The following is a 17232-nucleotide window of genomic DNA, read 5'->3' on the forward strand; positions in this document are numbered from 1 at the left end:
GTGCCCGGCCTCCGCAGGCCGCACCGCCCGTCGCGTCCGGGCCGGGCCGCGAGCCGGGGGCCGTTGTCAGGCCCCCGTGCCACCATCGGTCGCATGGACCTGGGATCCCCGGCCCTACGACGCCGGCAGCATCGGGTAGCTCCCCGTGTTCGTCGGTGCGTGCTCCGGCAGCCACAGCACGGCGACCGCGCCCTCGGCCGGCAGGTGCTCGGGTGCCCCCGGGGTGCGGACGTTGCGGAAGGTCAGCCGGGCGCCCAGCACCCGGGCCTGCCCGGCCGCGATGGTCAGGCCCAGTCCGTGGCCGTGCCCGGCCCGGTCCTTGCTGCCGGTGCGGAAGCGGCTCGGCCCCTCGGCGAGCAGGTCCTCGGGGAAGCCCGGGCCGTGGTCGCGCACGCGGATGACCCGGCCCTCGACGCTGACCTCGACGGGCGGCTTGCCGTGCCGGGCCGCGTTGGCCAGGAGATTGAACAGGACGCGCTCCAGGCGGCGCGGGTCGGTGGTGACCTCCGACTCGTGCACGATGCGCACCTCGATGGCCCGATCCTTGGCCGCCACCCGCCGGGCGACGAACTCGCCCAGCATGATGTCCTGCAGTTCCGCACGCTCGGAAGCCCCGTCGAGACGGGCCACCTCCAGCACGTCCTCGACCAGCGTGCGCATCGCCTTGGCCCGGTCCAGCACCAGCTCGGTCGGGCGACCGGGCGGCAGCAGTTCCGCGGCGGTGAGCAGCCCGGTCACCGGGGTGCGCAGCTCGTGCGCGATGTCGGCGGTGACCCGCCGCTCGGCCTCGATGCGCTGCCGCAGCGCGTCCGCCATGGCGTCCACCGCGCTCGCCAGGTCGTCCGTCTCGTCCCGCACGACCCCGCCCATGGCGTCCCGCACCCGCACGTCCGTCTCGCCGCCCGCGAGCTGGCCCGCCGCGACGGCCGCCTTGCGCAGCCGCCGCGAGAGATGCCCGCCGATGAGCACCCCGAGCGCGCTGCCGCCGAGGACGACCGCGATGGACCCGATGAGCAGAGCCTGGTCGAGGTCCTGGAGGATGTCGGAGCTGCGGTCGGTGAAGCCCGAGTGCAGGGACATCACCTGCCCGTTCTTCAGTGGCACGGCGGCCCATATGTCGGGCACGGCACCCGGCCGGTCGGCCACGTACGTCGCCCGCTGGCCCGCCTCGACCCGCTCCCGCAGCGCATGCGGCAGATCCGGGTCGTTGATCTTGGTGTTGGGGAAGTTCATCCGCCCGGACAGCTCGAAGTTGCGCTGGGCGATCATGATCCGCTCGTCGGCGAGGTCGCGCGCGTTGTCCAGCATCGAGACCCGGGCGGCGTTGTGCACGACGAGGCTCAGCGCGATCGCCACCAGTGCGCCCACCAGTGCGATGGCCGCGCTCAGCTTCCATCTGAGGCCCGTACGGATGCCCGCACGCTCCAAGCCCGCGGCGACCAGGCGCCGGAAGTGCCCCCTCATACCCCTGCCCCTGCTCAGGCCTTCAACTTGTAGCCGAAGCCGCGGACCGTCTCGATCCGGTCCTGGCCGATCTTCTGCCGCAGCCGCTGCACATGCACGTCGACGACGCGGGTGTCCCCGCCCCAGCCGTAGTCCCAGACCCGCTCCAGCAGCTTGTCGCGGGAGAGCACCGTGCCCGGCGCGGAGGAGAACTCCAGCAGCAGCCGCATCTCGGTCGGTGTCAGCGCCACCGGCTGTCCGGCGCGGCGGACCTCCATGCCCTCGGTGTCGACCTCCAGGTCTCCGAAGGCCAGCACCCCGCCGCTCGCCGGGGCGGCCGGCTCGTCGCCCCGGCCGCCGCCCGCGTGCCCGAAGCGCCGCAGCACCGCGCGGATCCGGGCGACCAGGACCGCGCCGTCGAACGGCTTGGTCACATAGTCGTCGGCGCCCGCCTCCAGGCCCAGCACGACGTCGATGGAGTCGGCCCGCGCCGACAGCATGATCACCGGCACGGTCGACTCGTCGCGGATGCGGCGGCACAGGCTGACACCGTCGAGGCCGGGGACCATGACGTCCAGCAGCGCGATGTCGGGGCGGTCCGCCCGGAACGCCTCCAGGCCCGAGAGCCCGTCGGGCATGGCGGTGACCGCGAAGCCGTCCCGTTCGAGGGCGAGCTGCGTGGCCTCGCGGATGACGTCGTCGTCCTCGACGAACAGGACATGGGTCTGGTCTGCCATCCCGGTGCTCTCAGTCCTTCGTGGTCCGTGGGGTGCGTTCACCTGTTGGGACGCACGGTCCCTGCGATGCGTTCACCGAGGGATCGGTCCGAGCGGCCCGATCGGTTCACGCGGCCCGCCCGCCCGCGTCAGCCGGCGGGCACCGGCGTCGCGCTGTCGCCGGCGACCTTCCCGTAGTCGTTGTGCGTGCGGTACTTCTCGGTGAAGTGGCCGGAGGTCCATCTGTACGTGATCACGTTCTCCCCGGAGGGACTCGACACCGGGTCGCCCTTCTCGTACACCTGCTTGGTCACCACCAGGTCCCCGCGGTCGATCTCCGCGTAGACCGGCGGCTCCTCGGCCTTGAACACATTCTCGTACGAGCCGTCCTGCTCGCGGTACACGTAACTGCCCACACCCACCGCGTCACCGCAGGTCAGCACGTTGACGACGACGTCGTCCGACGAGCCCTTCGTCAGGTTGCCGTAGGAGACGTCCACCGGGTACTCGTCGGCGACGCACGGCTTCAGCTCGCGCTTCACCTCGGGCGCGACCTTCGGGTCGTCCTTGATGAGCTTGACCGCGTTCACGGTGTCGGGCGACTTCGACGGCGCGGCGGACGGGGTGGCGGCGGCGCCGGCCACCGAGTCGGCGTGCGCCGGGCCCTCGTCACGGGCGCCGGTCCCGCCGGCACCGCACCCGGAGACCAAAAGGGCGAGGGCGGTGGGCACGGCCAGTGCCGCGCTCACCGCCTGGATACTGCCCCGGGTCCGTGCAGAACCCTCGCCGGTCAGGCCGCGCACCGCTCCCGCTCCTCACGCTCCAGCGCGCGTGCGTCCAGATCGCGGGACTCCAGCTCCTCGCGGAGCCGGGCGAGCGCCCGGTGCAGCGTGCTCTTGACCGTTCCGGCCGACATGCCGAGGGCGGCGGCCGTCTCCTCCGTGGACATCTGCTCCCAGTGTCGCAGCACCACGACACTGCGCTGCTTGGGGGCGAGCACCTTCAGGATGTCCATCAGCAGGGCGCGGTCCGCGTGCTGCTCGGTGGCGTCGTCGACCGAGGCGTCCGGGAGCTGCTCGGTCGGGACCTCCTCCAGCTTCCGCGCCCGCCACCACTCCGTGCGGGTGTTGATCATCACCCGGCGCAGGTAGGCGTCGGCCAGCCGCTTGTCCTCGATGGTCTCCCAGCGGCCGTACGTCCGTACCAGCGCCGTCTGCAGCAGGTCCTGCGCATCCGTCGGGTCCGGGACCAGGCGGCGGGCACTGCGCAGCAGCGCGTCCTGCCGGGTGCGGACGTACTCCTCGAACTCGAGCACCTCGCCCTGCGCCATGGTGAACCGCCTCCCGTGTCCCCGTTCGGGCCGGCTCCCCGCCGCCCGTGCACTGCCTGTGGTCTTCCGTCGTCCCGTGTCTTCCGGGAACGCATCTGAAGGTACGGAGGCGTTGTCACGGCGCTGTCCGAGGCAGCCTGCGGCCAGCACTCGGCTGTCCGTCGGTTGTGTAACGGAAATCCGAACGGGGTAGAGGCGTGGGAGTGTTGATGCGGTTTAGGGGTGATTTGTCCACCCCGGTTGCTGTGACGAACGGTGGCCCGCGGCTGTGATGTGCCTGTACGTCAGGTCAGCGGCAGCCGGTACAGACCGCCCGCCATCGGCTCCACCAGACCATCGGAGACGAGACCGTCGAGGGCACGGGCCCGCTGCACCGGCTCGTGCCACACCCGGTCCAGGGCCGCCTGCGGAACGGGCCCGTGCGCCTCCCGCAGCACGGCGAGCAGCCGCCCGCGCACCTGCCGGTCGGTGCCCGCGTAGGTCTGGCCCTTGCGCGGCGGACCGTCGTGCTCCGGCTTGCCCGCCAGCCGCCACGCGCACTGCGCGGCGATCGGGCAGCGGTGGCACGACTCGCTCTTCGCCGTGCACACCAGCGCGCCCAGCTCCATGGAGGCGGCGGCCCAGCGGGCGGCCGTCGGCTCGTCCTCGGGCAGCAGCGCGCGGGCCAGCTTGCGCTCGGCGGCGGTGGTGGCGTTCGGCGGGTACTGCACGCCGGTGACCGCGCGGGCGAGGACCCGGCGCACGTTGGTGTCCAGCACCGGGTGCCGCTGCCCGTAGGCGAAGGAGGCGACGGCGGCGGCCGTGTACTCGCCGATGCCGGGCAGCGCCAGCAGCTGGGCGTGGTCGGCCGGCACGTCACCGCCGTGCCGTTCCGTTATGGCGACGGCGGCTCCGTGCAGCCGCAGCGCGCGGCGCGGGTAGCCGAGCCGGCCCCAGGCGCGGACGGCCTCGCCGGGCGCCTCCTTGGCCAGGTCGGCGGGGCGCGGCCAGCGCTCCAGCCACTGCTCGTAGACGGGCAGGACGCGGCTCACCGGCGTCTGCTGCAGCATGAACTCACTGACCATCACCCCCCATGCCCCGGCCTCGGGGCGCCGCCACGGCAGGTCGCGGGCGTGTTCGCCGAACCAGTCGATGACGGGGGAGTGCAGGTCCGCTCCGAGGGGCGGGCCGGATGGGGTGTCGGCGGGGGCGGGGATGGGCTGCGGGGGCTTCGTGGGAGCAGTCATGGCGTATCGATGGTGCCACGCAGAGCCGTCCGATCGGGCGCACCGCCACCCCTGAACGGAGCGGGTACCTGACGATCGACAGCAGTGCGGGCAGGTCGGGCACTTGTAGCGTCGGGCGCATGGAACCTCCCGGCCCGGCCTCGCTCGCCCGTGGCGCCCTCCTCTGGGCCGCCTTCGCCGTCCCGGCGCTCACGGCGGACCGGATCGGGTTGAACGAGCCGCGGCCCGGCTGGCAGCAGGCGGCCGGTGTGGCCGTGCTGGCCGTGGCCGTCGCCGTGTCCCGGCGGCTGCCGCCGGTCGCCTTCGCGCTGGTGGCAGCCCTGAGCCTGGCCGCCGCCCCGGCCCTGTTCACCGTCTCCTACGGTCCCGCCCTCGGCATGTGCGCGCTGCTGCTCGGGCTGCGGGCGGGCCGGGCGCGCCCCGCCGTGCTGTGCTTCGCCGCCGTCGGCTGCGCGGGCACCGTACGGATCGTCCTCACCGGCGTCGACCCGGCCCCCGAGTGGCTCGTCATGACGGGCACGCTGCTCTTCGGCTGTGTCTTCCCCTGGCTCGGCGGGCGCTACTGGCGGCAGAGCCGCGAGCTGGCCGAGGCGGGATGGCTGCGCGCCGCCCGGCTGGAGGACGAGGCCGGCCTCGCCGAGGAGCGCGCCCGGCTGCGCGAACGCGCCCGGATCGCCCAGGACATGCACGACTCCCTCGGCCACGAGCTGAGCCTCATCGCCCTGCGCGCCGGCGCCCTCCAGGTCGCTCCCGGCCTCGGCGACGAACACCGGGCGGCGGCGGCCGACCTGCGCGCGGCCGCCGCCGACGCCACGGACCGGCTGCACCGCATCATCGGCGTCCTGCGCGAGGACGACGACGAGCCGGTGCCGCTGTCCCCGGCCGACGAGACCCTGGAGCAACTCGTCGCCCGGGCCGCCGAGTCGGGCCTCCCGGTGCGCTGGGAGCCGGGGGAACGGGACCCGGCCGCGGATCCGCACTCCGCCGGTCCCGGCGAGGTCGCCGAGCGGCTGCTGCACCGCGTGGTCCGGGAGGCGCTGACCAACGCGGCACGGCACGCACCGGGCGCCCCCGTGGTCGTGGCGGTCACCGGACGCGCGGCGGGCACCTCCGTCACCGTCACCAACGGCCGCCCGGCGCAGGACGGCTCCCGGCCCTCGGGAGGCGGTACGGGCCTGCTCGGGCTGCGGGCGGCGGTGACCTCCGTCGGCGGCGAGTTCGAGGCCGGTGCGCACGGGGAGGGCTTCCGGGTCCGGGCGTCCGTCCCGGTGCAGCCGGTCGCGGTCAGGTCCGCGCGCCCGGCGCGGGCCCCGTTCACGCTCGCCCGCCGCCGGGTGGCCGCCGGCCTCGGCACCGCGGCCGGCGTGGGCGTGGTGCTCGTCGGCGCCGCCTTCGGCTGGTACGCGTATGCCGAGACGCACTCGGTGCTCGGGCCCGCCGCGTACGCGAAGCTCCGCCTGGGCGCCCCGGCCGCCGAGGTCGAGCGGGTGCTGCCCGAACGCGACGTGAACGACCCGCCCGAGGAGCGGGCTCCGGCCGCGCCCGAGGGAGCCGACTGCCGCTACTACCGCGCGAGCGGCGAACTCTTCGTCTCCGTCACGCACTTCAGACTGTGCTTCGACGCCGGACGGCTGGTCGCCAAGGACGTGGTCCCCGGCGTCGGCCTGTCCGGCGAAGGCCGGGAAGAGTATGAGGAGTTCGCACGATGAGTACCGGGGACACGATGAGTACCGGGGACACGATGAGTACCGGGGATACGAACAGGGCTCCGATCCGCGTGCTGCTGGCCGACGACGAGGCGATGGTCCGCGCCGGGGTGCGCGCCATCCTGGGCAGCGGCGGCGAGACGGAGGTCGTCGCCGAGGCGGGGGACGGGCGCGAGGCGGTGGAACTGTGCCGCGCCCACCGCCCGGACGTGGCCCTGCTGGACATCCGCATGCCGCGCCTGGACGGCCTCGCGGCGGCGGAGGAGATCGTACGGACCGTGCCCGGCACGGCCGTCGCGATGCTCACCACCTTCTCCGAGGGCGCCCATGTGACCCGCGCCCTGGGCGGCGGCGCCACCGGGTTCCTGCTGAAGTCCGGGGACCCGTACGAACTCATCGCGGGTGTACGGGCGGTGGCCGCCGGCGCTGCCTTCCTCTCGCCCAAGGTGGCCCGGTACGTCATCGACGAGGGCCTCGGCGGTGGCCGCCTCACCCGCGAGGCCCGGGCACGCGCGCGGGTGACCGCCCTGAGTCCCCGCGAGCGCGAGGTGCTCGGCCTGGTCGGCGCGGGCCTGTCCAATCCGGAGATCGCCGCCCGCCTGCATCTCGTCGAGGGCACGGTGAAGGCGTACGTGAGCGCGGTCCTGGACCGGCTGGGCGTCCGCAACCGGGTCCAGGCGGCGATCGTCGCGTACGAGGCGGGGCTGGTGGAGCCGTGACCGCAGGGTGCGACGGCGCCCGTGCGCCGCGGACGAGCGCTGAGCGCGGCGGTGCGCCGCGCGTCCCGGCTCACCGGCGCGCGTGCGTCTCGTACGACGGGACGCACGCTGGGCCCGGCCCCAGCACCCACCGCACGGCCGGTGCCGGCGAGGTGCGCATCGCCCCTGCCAGCCGCGTCATCGGGCTCCTGCCCAGCCGCGCGGCGACGAGGGCGACGAGCGTACCGAGCGCCAACCCCGCTATGACGTCGTGCGGATAGTGCACGCCGACGAAGACCCGGGAGAACGCCATCAGCAGGGCGAGCGGGGCCGTCAGCCACAGCAGCGCGCGCCGCACCACGGCCAGGGAGACCGCAGCGGCGCCCGCGATGGTGGCGTGGTTGGACGGAAAGGACCAGTCGCCGTGCGGCGGGCACGCGGCCAGTGACGCGGCCGCCCCGGCCACCGCACGGCACGGACGCTCCTCCGCGACAGCGGACTTGAGCACCTCACTGCACACGTACGCCACTGCTGTGGCCAGAGGTGCAAGGGCCGCGATCGCGAACGCTCGGGGGCTGCCCCGGCGGGCACGCCACCAGGCCGTCGCGAACAGCCCGGCGAACACCAGCAGTCCGGCCTCCGTCCATATCCCGGCGCCGTGCTGTACCCAGTTCGGGGTGTCGTGGGCGAAGTCGGTGATGTCGCGGTAGAGCCCGGTGTCCTCGAAGTTCATGGTCACAGACGGTAGGCGGCGGGCCCATACCGTCACACCCAGCGATCGTCGGGTTCCGTACCTGACGAAAGACAGGGGTGGGGGCCGGGGTTCCGGAATGATGATCCGGAAAAGTTGTGGCTCCGAGCGGCGGGTGGGACCGGCGAACGCGCCGATCTCTCGTAAGGTTTGCGCCGTGGGATCTCTGCGCAATCCGGTCGGGCCGCTTCCCTCCTCCATCTACTGGCGTCGGAGGGTCGTACTGGTGTCTGTGGTCGCCGTGTTGGCGCTCCTGACCACCTGGATCGTGACGATGGGCGGGGGCGGCAAGGACCGCGACAACGGCGCCAACGGCAAGAATCCCGCGCCCTCCATCACGCCCGGCCCGTCCAGTTCGGGCCCGGCCATCAGCCAAGCGCCCGGCGGACGCGACGAGTCGGGCGGCGGCGGGTCCGGCGGCTCGTCGTCGGGGTCCGGTGACGGCTCCGGCGACGGATCGGGTGACGGCTCGGGAGACGGTTCCGGCTCGGGCTCCGGCACCGGTTCCGGCTCGGGCGGTTCCGAGGGCTCGGGCGGCTCCGGCGGCTCGGGGAGCGGTGCCACCGCGGGCGGCGTCGGCGCGGGTGACACACTGCCGGCCGGCTCCACCCTGCCCAACTGCACCGCGAGCGCGGTCAAGTTCAGCCTGCGCAGCCGGCACAACACCTACGACCCCGAGCAGACGCCCACCTTCCTGCTGACCGCCCGGAACGTCTCCGGCAGCGACTGCAAGATCGATCTCGGGCCGAAGAACGCGGTGTTCACGATCGCCCCGGCGAGCAGCGACGACGACTACTGGTCCTCCGAGGACTGCCCCAAGGCCGCCGCGCACCAGCTGTACCGGGTCGCCGCCGGCAGCGGCATCACCTACACCGTGAAGTGGGACCGCAAGCCGAGCGCCCCCGAGTGCGCCACCCCTCCGGCGGGTTCGGCCAAGGCGGGCACCTACCTGGTGGAGGCCAAGGCCCCGGGCTTCGCGAAGGTGCAGACGTCGTTCGTGCTCTCGGCCGACTAGCCGGCCTGCCCCGGTCCGAGGCGGACGGCGCCGACGGACAGCATGACCAGGGCCGTGGTGCCCCGGGTGTCCGAGGGACGCGGCCCGGTACGGGACCGAAGGAAACGCGGTCGCTGTCCTCCACTTCCGGATGGACGAGCACCAAGGCTGCACGAAGCACGGGTGTTGCGGAACGGGAACGGTGACCGTTTCCGCAGGTGGGAACGGATCGACAGGGGTTGGGGGGTGTTCCCGGCCGGGAACACCCCCCAACCCCTGTCGAGCGGATGCCGGAGGCTAGACGTACCGCTCCAGGATCGACGACTCCGCCAGCCGCGACAGCCCCTCGCGGACGCTGCGCGCCCGGGCCTCGCCCACGCCGTCCACCGTCTGCAGGTCGTCGACGCTCGCGGCGAGCAGCTTCTGCAGTCCGCCGAAGTGCTCGACCAGGCGGTCGATGATCGCGCCGGGGAGCCGGGGCACCTTGGCGAGGAGGCGGAAACCGCGCGGGGAGACCGCCGAGTCCAGCGTCTCGGGTGCGCCGGTGTAGCCCAACGCCCGGGCCACCGTGGACAGTTCGAGGAGCTCGGCGTGGGTGAGGGCGTCGAGTTCGGCGAGGGCCTCGTCGACCGTGCGGGAGCGTTTGGCCGTGGGTTCGGGGACGTAGTCCCGCACGACCAGCTCGCGCTCGGGCTCCACGCCCGCGATCAGCTCGTCGAGCTGGAGGGCCAGGAGCCGGCCGTCCGTGCCCAGCTCCACCACGTATTCGGCGATCTCGGTGGCGATGCGCCGCACCATCTCCAGGCGCTGGGCGACCGCCGAGACGTCCCGGACGGTCACCAGGTCCTCGATCTCCAGCGCCGACAGCGTACCCGCGACCTCGTCGAGGCGGAGCTTGTAGCGCTCCAGGGTGGCGAGGGCCTGGTTGGCGCGGGACAGGATCGCCGCCGAGTCCTCCAGGACGCGGCGCTGGCCGTCGACGTACAGGGCGATCAGCCGCATCGACTGGGAGACGGAGACCACCGGGAAGCCGACCTGCTTGCTGACCCGGTCCGCGGTGCGGTGCCGGGTGCCCGTCTCCTCCGTCGGGATCGTCGGGTCCGGGACCAGCTGCACGCCGGCGCGCAGGATCTTCGACAGGTCCGAGGACAGCACGATGCCGCCGTCCAGCTTGCACAGCTCGCGCAGCCGGGTCGCGGTGAACTCGACGTCCAGCACGAATCCGCCGCTGCACAGCGTCTCGACCGTCTTGTCGAAGCCGAGCACGATGAGCCCGCCGGTGTTGCCGCGGAGCACCCGCTCCAGGCCGTCACGCAGGGCGGTGCCGGGTGCCACGGCGCTCAGGGAGGCGCGCATCAGGCCATCGGTACCGGCACTCCCGCCGGACTTTCCGGGAGCCGATGCCCGGTCGTTGGCTGCCACTGCACTCCTCCGGTCGCAGGTCCTGGGCGCCCCCGTGTCGCGCGCTCGGTTCGCACGGACGGGCGAGACCAGGGCAAAGTCTACCGGCGACCCTCCTCGTCCTGTGGGGCCTCTCTGCGACGGGACCGGGGAAGGACCCGCAGAGCGTCCCCTATGTCCGCGACTTCCAGGACCTTCATGCCCGCCGGGACCTTGCCCGGGTCGCCCGGCACCAGGGCATGTGTGAAGCCCAGACGGTGGGCTTCGGCCAGTCTGCGCTGCACTCCGGTGACCCGTCTCACCTCGCCCGCCAGGCCCACTTCGCCGATCGCGACGAGGTTCTTGGGGAGAGGTGTGTCACTCGCCGCGCTCGCCAGGGCGAGGGCGACGGCCAGGTCCGCGGCCGGCTCGGAGAGCTTCACGCCGCCGACCGTCGCGGAGTAGATGTCCCTTTTGCCCAAGGCGCTGATCCGCCCGCGCTGTTCCAGCACCGCGAGCATCATCGAGACGCGGGAGGTCTCCAGCCCCGAGGTGGTGCGGCGAGGGGAGGGGATCTGCGAGTCCACCGTGAGCGCCTGGACCTCGGCGACCAGCGGACGGCGGCCTTCGAGGGTGACGGTCAGGCAGGTGCCCGGGACCGGTTCGGCCCGGCGGGTCAGGAAGAGTCCGCTCGGGTCGGCGAGGCCCGTGATGCCCTCGTCGTGCAGTTCGAAGCAGCCGACCTCGTCGGTGGTGCCGTAGCGGTTCTTGACGCCTCGCACCAGGCGCAGGCGGGCGTGCCGGTCGCCCTCGAAGCTCAGGACGACGTCCACCAGGTGCTCCAGCAGACGCGGGCCCGCGATCGCGCCGTCCTTGGTGACGTGGCCCACCAGCAGCGTGGACATGCCGCGTTCCTTGGAGGCCCGGATGAGCGCCCCGGCGACCTCCCGCACCTGGGCCATGCCGCCGGGTGCGCCGTCGATCTCGGGGGAGGCCACCGTCTGCACCGAGTCCATGATCAGCAGCGACGGCTTCACCGCGTCCAAGTGGCCGAGCACCGCGGCCAGATCCGTCTCGGCCGCGAGGTACAGGTGGTCGTCGATGGCGCCGATGCGGTCGGCACGCAGCCGGACCTGGCTCGCCGACTCCTCCCCCGTGACGTACAGGGTGCGGTGTTCGTCGCTCGCGGACTTGGCCGCCACGTCGAGCAGGAGCGTCGACTTGCCGACGCCCGGCTCGCCCGCGACGAGCACCACCGCGCCGGGAACCAGACCGCCGCCGAGCACGCGGTCCAGCTCGGGCACGCCGGTGGGGCGGGCGGTGGCCTGGCGGCCGTCCACCTGGCCGATGGGCAGGGCGGAGGTCGTGACCCGGCCCGGTGCCGTCGTCCGCACCGCGGGCGCGCCGTACTCCTCGACCGTCCCCCAGGCCTGGCACTCGGGGCAGCGGCCGAGCCACTTCGCCGTCTGCCAGCCGCACTCAGTGCAGCGGTAGGACGGGCGGTCCTTGGTGGTCTTCGTACGGGCAGCCATGGACGAAACCGTAGCCCCCGGCACTGACATCGCGCGGACGGGCCGACGGCGGCCACCTGCGCGCCAGGGGTCCGCCACCCCGCGCCAGCGGCGGAACCACTGGTTCATGTCCCCGATTGAGGGATCGTTTCACCCGTACGGATTAAATGTGCTCAAGCCGCCTGAAGGTGCCACTCCCGGCCCCCTACGGTCGCCGAATGATGAGCAGTACTCCGGAGATCTCGACCCGCTCGACCCGCACGGCCGGTGCGCACCGGGCGCACCGGGAAGCGCGTGACCGCGGGGCGGCGCGCACGCTGGCGCAGCGGCCGCCCGCGCGCTACGAGCCCTACCTGGACGGCCTGTTCACCTACTGCCTGTCCGTGCTGTGCGACCACGAGGCCGCGACCGCCGCCCTGGGCGACGTCCTCGCCCTCGCCGAACGCCGTGGCCGGCACCTCCCGCAGGCACCAGCGGACCGCAGAGCCTGGATGTACGCGCTGGCCCGCTGGGCGTGCCTGCGCAAGCTGGCCGAGGCCAAGCAGAAACGTCAGAGCAGCCATGCCGCGGGCCGCGCCGACCGGCAGCGCGCCGACCGTCCGGCCGCCCCGGCCCCCTCCGAGGAGGTCCAGGAGCGGCGCCGTCGCGAACTGGCCCTGCTGGCCTGGCCGGAGGCCGCCGGGACCACTCCGGAGCAGCGGGAGGCGCTCGAACTGGCGGTGCGCCACCACCTCGCCGCCCCCGAGGTCGCCGCCGTCCTCGGTATGGACCCGGCCGCCGCCCGCGATCTGCTCGCCTCCGCCGCCTGCGAGGTGGAACGCACGCGTGCGGCCCTCGCCGTGGTGGAGACCGGGGCGTGTCCGAGCGTCGCGCACCTCGCCGGCGACGACCGGCTCGTGCTCGGCACAGCCCTGCGGGCCGAACTCGTCCGGCACGTCGACGACTGCCCGCGCTGCCGCCGCACCGCCGAGCGCGCCATCCCCGGCCGCTGGCCCGGCACCAGCGTCACGCCCGCCGAACTGCCCGTCCTGCCGGCGCCCCGGGCGGCCCTGTACGTCGCCATGACCCACCACCCGCGCGCGCGGAGCGCCGCACCCCGCTTCGACCGGCGCGGCTTCCCGATGGACCCCAAGGACCACGCCGCCCGCCGGGACCGCCTGCGCGCGCGTGCCGTCACCACGACCGTCGTCGCCACCGTCGTGGCCGCCCCCGTGCTGGCCCTGTGGGCCGCCTACCGCGGCACCCCGGTCGGCGAGGGCCAGGACGGCCGCTCGGCCTCCGCGCGCGAGGCGGACGACCCGTTCGGCCTGGACGGCGAGATGGCGGGCGGCGGCTACGAGAACACCGGCAACGCGAGCACCCGGCCCGGCCCCCGCTTCGGCAAGGACGGCAAGGCCGACGTCTCCGTCGAGGTCATCGGCGTCGCCGGCGCCGGCCGCGAGACCGCCCTGGAGGTCACGGCCGACAACAGCGGCGACACCACCCTCGTCACCCTCACCGCCACCGGCCCGGCCCCGGTCCGCTGGTCCGCTTCCACGGGAGCCCACTGGCTCTACCTCAGCCAGTCCTCGGGAACGCTCCGGCCCGGCGAGTCGTTGACGATCAAGGTGTACGTCGACCACCTGCGAGAGCCCGCCGGCCCCTGGCGCGCGCAGGTGGCGGTCGCACCGGTCGGTGCCGTCGTGCACATCGAGGGCTACGGCGCCGCGCCCAGCCCCTCCGGCCCCGGCCCGGGCCCCCGGCCCGGCGGTCCGGGCGACCCGACTCCGACCCAGCCCGACCCGACGCCCACGACCTCCGCCCCGGACCCGGACCCGACGCCCACCACCCCGCCCCCGTCGACGGACCCGGACCCCACGCCCCCGCCCACGGACCCGGCCCCGACCGACCCGGCGGGCTCGACGCCGCCGCCCTCCGACAGCGGTGACCCGAGCCCGGCCACGGCGTAGCGGCCTCAGGCCACCGGAGGCGCGGGGTCCGCGGGATGCGGTGCCAGCAGCGGCAACTGCGAGGCCAGCCGCTCCTCGCACAGCTCGACCAGCCGGTCGTAGCCGGCCTTGCCCATCAGCTCGATCAGCTCGGGCCGGTAGGAGACGTACACGGGATCGCCGGCGCCGTGCGCCGAGGTCGCCGACGTGCACCACCAGTGCAGGTCGTGGCCGCCCGGGCCCCAGCCGCGGCGGTCGTACTCACCGATCGACACCTGCAGGACGCGCGTGTCGTCGGGCCGGTCGATCCACTCGTACGTCCGCCGCACCGGCAGCTGCCAGCAGACGTCCGGCTTGGTCTCCAGCGGCTCGCGGCCCTCCTTCACGGCGAGGATGTGCAGCGAGCAGCCCATGCCGCCCTTGAAGCCGGGCCGGTTCTGGAAGATGCACGAGCCCTGGAAGGGCCGCGTCTGCCGCTCCCCGTCCTCGTCCTCGGAGACCCAGCCGCCCCGCGTGCCCTCGGCATGGTTCTGCCAGATGTCCGGCGTGAGCCTGGCCACATGCTCGGCGACACGCTTCTCGTCGTCCTCGTCGGAGAAGTGGGCACCCAACGTGCAGCACCCGTCATCCGCGCGGCCCGCCTGGATGCCCTGGCAGCCGCTGCCGAAGATGCAGTTCCAGCGAGAGGTCAGCCATGTCAGATCGCAGCGGAACACCTGCTCGTCGTCCGCCGGATCGGGAAACTCCACCCACGCGCGAGCGAAGTCGAGGCCCTTCTCGTCGGGTTCCACGACGCCCGGTGATTTGTCGCGCTTCGCCTTTTTCGTCTTTGGCACGCCTCCAGGGTACGGGCCCCGGTACGGGCCTTGTACCCCCACCGAGGACGGCGGACGGCCCGGTGGGCAGTAGCGTTCGGTACATGAGACTCGGTGTCCTCGACGTGGGATCGAACACGGTGCATCTGCTCGTGGTGGACGCGCACCCCGGCGCGTGCCCGCTCCCCGCCCACTCGCACAAGGCGGAACTGCGCCTCGCCCAGCTCCTCGACGACGACGGCGCGATCGGCCCCCACGGCGTCGACCGGCTGGTCTCGGTCATCAAGGAGGCGCTCCAGGCCGCCGAGGACAAGGGCGCCGAGGAGGTCCTCCCGTTCGCGACCTCCGCCGTACGGGAGGCCCGCAACGCCGATGACGTCCTCGAACGCGTGCGCGCCGAGACCGGCGTCGAGCTCCAGGTCCTCACCGGCGCCGAGGAGGCCCGGCTGACCTTCCTCGCGGCCCGCCGCTGGTTCGGCTGGTCGGCCGGGAAGCTGCTGGTCCTGGACATCGGCGGCGGCTCCCTCGAGGTCGCCTACGGCATGGACGAGGAGCCCGACGCGGCCGCCTCGCTGCCACTGGGCGCCGGCCGCCTCACCGCCGGCTGGCTGCCCGGCGACCCGCCCGACCCGGACGCCGTCCGCGCCCTGCGCCGTCACGTGCGGACCGAGATCGCCCGCACGGTCGGGGAGTTCAGCCGCTTCGGCACCCCCGACCACGTCGTGGCCACGTCGAAGACCTTCAAGCAGCTGGCCCGCATCGCCGGTGCGGCCCGCTCCGCCGAGGGCCTCTACGTCCAGCGCGAGCTCAAGCGGGAGTCCCTGGAGGGCTGGGTCCCGCGCCTGGCCGCCATGACCGAGCAGGAGCGCGCCGAGCTGCCGGGCGTCTCGGAGGGCAGGGCCGGCCAGCTCCTGGCGGGCGCCCTGGTGGCCGAGGCGGCGATGGACCTCTTCGGCGTGGAGCGCGTGGAGATATGCCCCTGGGCGCTGCGCGAGGGCGTGATCCTGCGTCGCCTGGATCACATGGAGTCGGTGTAGGGGCCCGCCCGCCTATGGCAAACACCACAACGGCGAAGAGGCCCCCCACCCCACCCCGACCACACCCCGTAATCTGTCCTGCATGGCAGAGCCAGCCGTAAAGATCCCGGACGCGAAGGTCGCCCTGTCGACGGCCTCGGTCTACCCGGAGTCGACGGCCACGGCCTTCGAGATCGCCGCGCGCCTCGGCTACGACGGAGTCGAGGTCATGGTCTGGACCGACCCGGTCAGCCAGGACATCGAGGCCCTGCGCAGACTCAGCGACTACCACCGGATCCCGATCCTCGCCGTCCACGCCCCCTGCCTGCTCATCACGCAGCGCGTGTGGTCCACCGACCCGTGGACCAAGCTCCAGCGGGCCCGCGCGGCGGCCGAGAAGCTCGACGCGAGCACCGTCGTCGTCCACCCCCCGTTCCGCTGGCAGCGCCAGTACGCCCGGGACTTCGTCTCCGGCATCTGGCGCATGGCGAACGAGACGGACGTGCGGTTCGCCGTCGAGAACATGTACCCCTGGCGCTACCGCGACCGCGAGATGCTCGCGTACGCCCCCGACTGGGACGTGACGAAGGACGACTACCGGCACTTCACGATCGATCTCAGCCACACCGCGACGGCCCGCTCCGACGCGCTGGACATGGTCGACCGCATGGGGGACCGGCTCGGCCACGTCCACCTCGCCGACGGCCGGGGTTCCGCCAAGGACGAGCACCTGGTGCCCGGCCGCGGCACACAGCCCTGCGCCGAGGTGCTGGAGCGCCTCGCCCTGACCGGCTTCGACGGGCACGTCGTCATCGAGGTCAACACCCGCCGCGCCATGTCGAGCGCGGAGCGCGAGGCCGATCTGGCGGAGGCCCTGGCCTTCACCCGCCTCCATCTGGCCTCGGCGGTGAAGGTGCCGCGGCGATGAACGGCGGGCCTCCGGCCGGCGGCGGGTCCGGCACCACCGCCCGCCGCCGCGGCCGCCCGCCGCGTACGGAGTCGGCGGACACCCGCGACCGCATCCTGACCGCCGCCCGCGACGAGTTCTCCGAGCACGGCTACGAGAAGACCTCCGTCCGCGGCATCGCCAAGTCCGCCGGCGTGGACTCGGCCCTCGTGCACCACTACTTCGGCACCAAGGAGCAGGTCTTCGAGGCGGCGATCACCCAGTCCTTCGGACCCGCCCTGCAAGCGCCGAAGGCCATCGAGGAGGGCCCGCTCGACGGGGTGGGGGAGCGCCTGGCCCGCTTCTTCTTCGGCGTCTGGGAGAACCCGGCGACGCGCGCGCCCCTGCTCGCCGTCGTCCGCTCCGCCGTCACCAACGAGACCGCGGCCGCCGTCTTCCGCCGGATCATCGCCACCCAGGTGCTGCGTCGCATCGCCGTACGGCTGGAGCTGCCGGACGCCGAGCTGCGCGCCGAACTGGCCGCCGCCCAGCTCGTCGGCACCGCGGTCCTGCGCTACGTCATCAAGATCGAGCCGCTGGCCTCGGCGGACCCGGAGCAGGTCATCGCACGGCTCGCGCCCGTCGTACAGGGACATCTGACCGATCCGTAAGGCGTGCGAGGCGCCGCCGTAAGGGCCCGCGAGGCGCAACCGTAGGGGCTGCGGGTGCCGTCGCCCGAGACAGGCGTCCCGCATTCCGGACGCACCGTCCCGCCCACTGGATGACCGGCGTACGCTCGGTAGCAGTCAGAAATCCCCAATCCTCTGACGCC

16 protein-coding genes are annotated in these 17232 nt (G+C 73.6%); 7 read left to right on the forward strand and 9 right to left on the reverse strand.

Features of this window, described 5'->3' with window-relative positions; translation table 11 throughout:
- Nucleotides 1-114: 114 nt before the first annotated feature.
- The 5 genes from cseC to A4E84_RS22880 all read right to left on the reverse strand — a co-directional run bounded on the left by cseC (nt 115) and on the right by A4E84_RS22880 (nt 4715).
- Complete coding sequence (cseC, locus tag A4E84_RS22860) at nt 115-1464, reverse strand: two-component system sensor histidine kinase CseC (RefSeq protein ID WP_062928376.1); 1350 nt, start codon at nt 1462-1464, stop codon at nt 115-117.
- Between the two features lie 14 nt (nt 1465-1478).
- A complete protein-coding gene (gene cseB / locus A4E84_RS22865) occupies nt 1479-2180 on the reverse strand; it encodes a two-component system response regulator CseB (RefSeq protein WP_062928377.1) in 702 nt (233 codons plus the stop codon).
- Nucleotides 2181-2308: 128 nt separating this feature from the next.
- Complete coding sequence (locus A4E84_RS22870; protein ID WP_167455415.1) at nt 2309-2962, reverse strand: hypothetical protein; 654 nt, start codon at nt 2960-2962, stop codon at nt 2309-2311.
- Nucleotides 2950-3489 (reverse strand): SigE family RNA polymerase sigma factor, encoded by a 540-nt coding sequence (locus tag A4E84_RS22875; RefSeq protein ID WP_030251439.1) that lies wholly within the window; start codon nt 3487-3489, stop codon nt 2950-2952. The genes A4E84_RS22870 and A4E84_RS22875 overlap by 13 nt, the downstream gene beginning before the upstream one ends.
- 284 nt (nt 3490-3773) lie before the next feature.
- Nucleotides 3774-4715, reverse strand: coding sequence for an HhH-GPD family protein (locus A4E84_RS22880; RefSeq protein ID WP_062928378.1), 942 nt, complete (start codon nt 4713-4715; stop codon nt 3774-3776).
- A 119-nt stretch (nt 4716-4834) separates the two neighbouring features.
- Between A4E84_RS22880 and A4E84_RS22885 the strand changes: the two genes are divergently transcribed.
- Both A4E84_RS22885 and A4E84_RS22890 read left to right on the forward strand, forming a co-directional pair.
- The gene (locus A4E84_RS22885) at nt 4835-6424 is read left to right on the forward strand and encodes a sensor histidine kinase (protein ID WP_062928379.1); all 1590 of its coding nucleotides are present in this window, start codon (nt 4835-4837) and stop codon (nt 6422-6424) included.
- Nucleotides 6425-6456: 32 nt separating this feature from the next.
- Nucleotides 6457-7140: a response regulator transcription factor gene (locus A4E84_RS22890; protein ID WP_062931565.1), complete on the forward strand. Its 684-nt coding sequence runs from the start codon at nt 6457-6459 to the stop codon at nt 7138-7140.
- A 70-nt stretch (nt 7141-7210) separates the two neighbouring features.
- Here the strand turns inward: A4E84_RS22890 and A4E84_RS22895 are convergent, their stop codons facing one another.
- Nucleotides 7211-7852, reverse strand: coding sequence for a phosphatase PAP2 family protein (locus A4E84_RS22895; protein ID WP_174569451.1), 642 nt, complete (start codon nt 7850-7852; stop codon nt 7211-7213).
- Nucleotides 7853-8027: 175 nt separating this feature from the next.
- Here A4E84_RS22895 and A4E84_RS22900 point away from each other — a divergent pair, with 175 nt between their 5' ends.
- On the forward strand, nt 8028-8885 hold the full coding sequence (locus A4E84_RS22900) for a hypothetical protein (protein WP_079129080.1): 858 nt from the start codon (nt 8028-8030) through the stop codon (nt 8883-8885).
- Between the two features lie 276 nt (nt 8886-9161).
- Here the strand turns inward: A4E84_RS22900 and disA are convergent, their stop codons facing one another.
- Both disA and radA read right to left on the reverse strand, forming a co-directional pair.
- Entirely contained in the window at nt 9162-10286 is a 1125-nt protein-coding gene (gene disA / locus A4E84_RS22905) for a DNA integrity scanning diadenylate cyclase DisA (RefSeq protein WP_062928382.1), read from the reverse strand.
- Between the two features lie 80 nt (nt 10287-10366).
- On the reverse strand, nt 10367-11776 hold the full coding sequence (radA, locus tag A4E84_RS22910) for a DNA repair protein RadA (RefSeq protein WP_062928383.1): 1410 nt from the start codon (nt 11774-11776) through the stop codon (nt 10367-10369).
- A gap of 197 nt (nt 11777-11973) precedes the next feature.
- On the opposite strand from radA, the gene A4E84_RS22915 reads away from it, so the two are divergent.
- Complete coding sequence (locus A4E84_RS22915) at nt 11974-13704, forward strand: BACON domain-containing protein (protein ID WP_062928384.1); 1731 nt, start codon at nt 11974-11976, stop codon at nt 13702-13704.
- A 5-nt stretch (nt 13705-13709) separates the two neighbouring features.
- Here the strand turns inward: A4E84_RS22915 and A4E84_RS22920 are convergent, their stop codons facing one another.
- Nucleotides 13710-14519 carry a DUF3109 family protein gene (locus A4E84_RS22920; protein WP_062928385.1) on the reverse strand — a complete coding sequence of 270 codons (810 nt, stop codon included), beginning with the start codon at nt 14517-14519 and terminating at the stop codon, nt 13710-13712.
- A gap of 83 nt (nt 14520-14602) precedes the next feature.
- Here A4E84_RS22920 and A4E84_RS22925 point away from each other — a divergent pair, with 83 nt between their 5' ends.
- The 3 genes from A4E84_RS22925 to A4E84_RS22935 all read left to right on the forward strand — a co-directional run bounded on the left by A4E84_RS22925 (nt 14603) and on the right by A4E84_RS22935 (nt 17071).
- Complete coding sequence (locus A4E84_RS22925) at nt 14603-15535, forward strand: Ppx/GppA family phosphatase (RefSeq protein WP_062928386.1); 933 nt, start codon at nt 14603-14605, stop codon at nt 15533-15535.
- An 82-nt stretch (nt 15536-15617) separates the two neighbouring features.
- Nucleotides 15618-16442 carry a sugar phosphate isomerase/epimerase family protein gene (locus tag A4E84_RS22930; RefSeq protein ID WP_062928387.1) on the forward strand — a complete coding sequence of 275 codons (825 nt, stop codon included), beginning with the start codon at nt 15618-15620 and terminating at the stop codon, nt 16440-16442.
- Nucleotides 16439-17071, forward strand: a complete 633-nt coding sequence (locus tag A4E84_RS22935; RefSeq protein WP_062928388.1) for a TetR/AcrR family transcriptional regulator — start codon at nt 16439-16441, stop codon at nt 17069-17071. Before A4E84_RS22930 ends, A4E84_RS22935 begins: the two co-directional genes overlap by 4 nt.
- The last annotated feature ends 161 nt before the right edge of the window (nt 17072-17232 follow it).

The sequence above is a fragment of the Streptomyces qaidamensis genome, assembly GCF_001611795.1.
Classification (GTDB): domain Bacteria; phylum Actinomycetota; class Actinomycetes; order Streptomycetales; family Streptomycetaceae; genus Streptomyces; species Streptomyces qaidamensis.

Excerpts from the sequence above, each read along its gene's own strand:
- cseC (WP_062928376.1), bottom strand. The coding sequence starts at position 1,464 with ATGAGGGGGCACTTCCGGCGCCTGGTCGCCGCGGGCTTGGAGCGTGCG.
- cseB (WP_062928377.1), bottom strand. The coding sequence starts at position 2,180 with ATGGCAGACCAGACCCATGTCCTGTTCGTCGAGGACGACGACGTCATC.
- A4E84_RS22875 (WP_030251439.1), bottom strand. The coding sequence starts at position 3,489 with ATGGCGCAGGGCGAGGTGCTCGAGTTCGAGGAGTACGTCCGCACCCGG.
- A4E84_RS22880 (WP_062928378.1), bottom strand. The coding sequence starts at position 4,715 with ATGACTGCTCCCACGAAGCCCCCGCAGCCCATCCCCGCCCCCGCCGAC.
- A4E84_RS22885 (WP_062928379.1), top strand. The coding sequence starts at position 4,835 with ATGGAACCTCCCGGCCCGGCCTCGCTCGCCCGTGGCGCCCTCCTCTGG.
- A4E84_RS22890 (WP_062931565.1), top strand. The coding sequence starts at position 6,457 with ATGAGTACCGGGGATACGAACAGGGCTCCGATCCGCGTGCTGCTGGCC.
- A4E84_RS22895 (WP_174569451.1), bottom strand. The coding sequence starts at position 7,852 with ATGAACTTCGAGGACACCGGGCTCTACCGCGACATCACCGACTTCGCC.
- radA (WP_062928383.1), bottom strand. The coding sequence starts at position 11,776 with ATGGCTGCCCGTACGAAGACCACCAAGGACCGCCCGTCCTACCGCTGC.
- A4E84_RS22915 (WP_062928384.1), top strand. The coding sequence starts at position 11,974 with ATGATGAGCAGTACTCCGGAGATCTCGACCCGCTCGACCCGCACGGCC.
- A4E84_RS22925 (WP_062928386.1), top strand. The coding sequence starts at position 14,603 with ATGAGACTCGGTGTCCTCGACGTGGGATCGAACACGGTGCATCTGCTC.
- A4E84_RS22930 (WP_062928387.1), top strand. The coding sequence starts at position 15,618 with ATGGCAGAGCCAGCCGTAAAGATCCCGGACGCGAAGGTCGCCCTGTCG.
- A4E84_RS22935 (WP_062928388.1), top strand. The coding sequence starts at position 16,439 with ATGAACGGCGGGCCTCCGGCCGGCGGCGGGTCCGGCACCACCGCCCGC.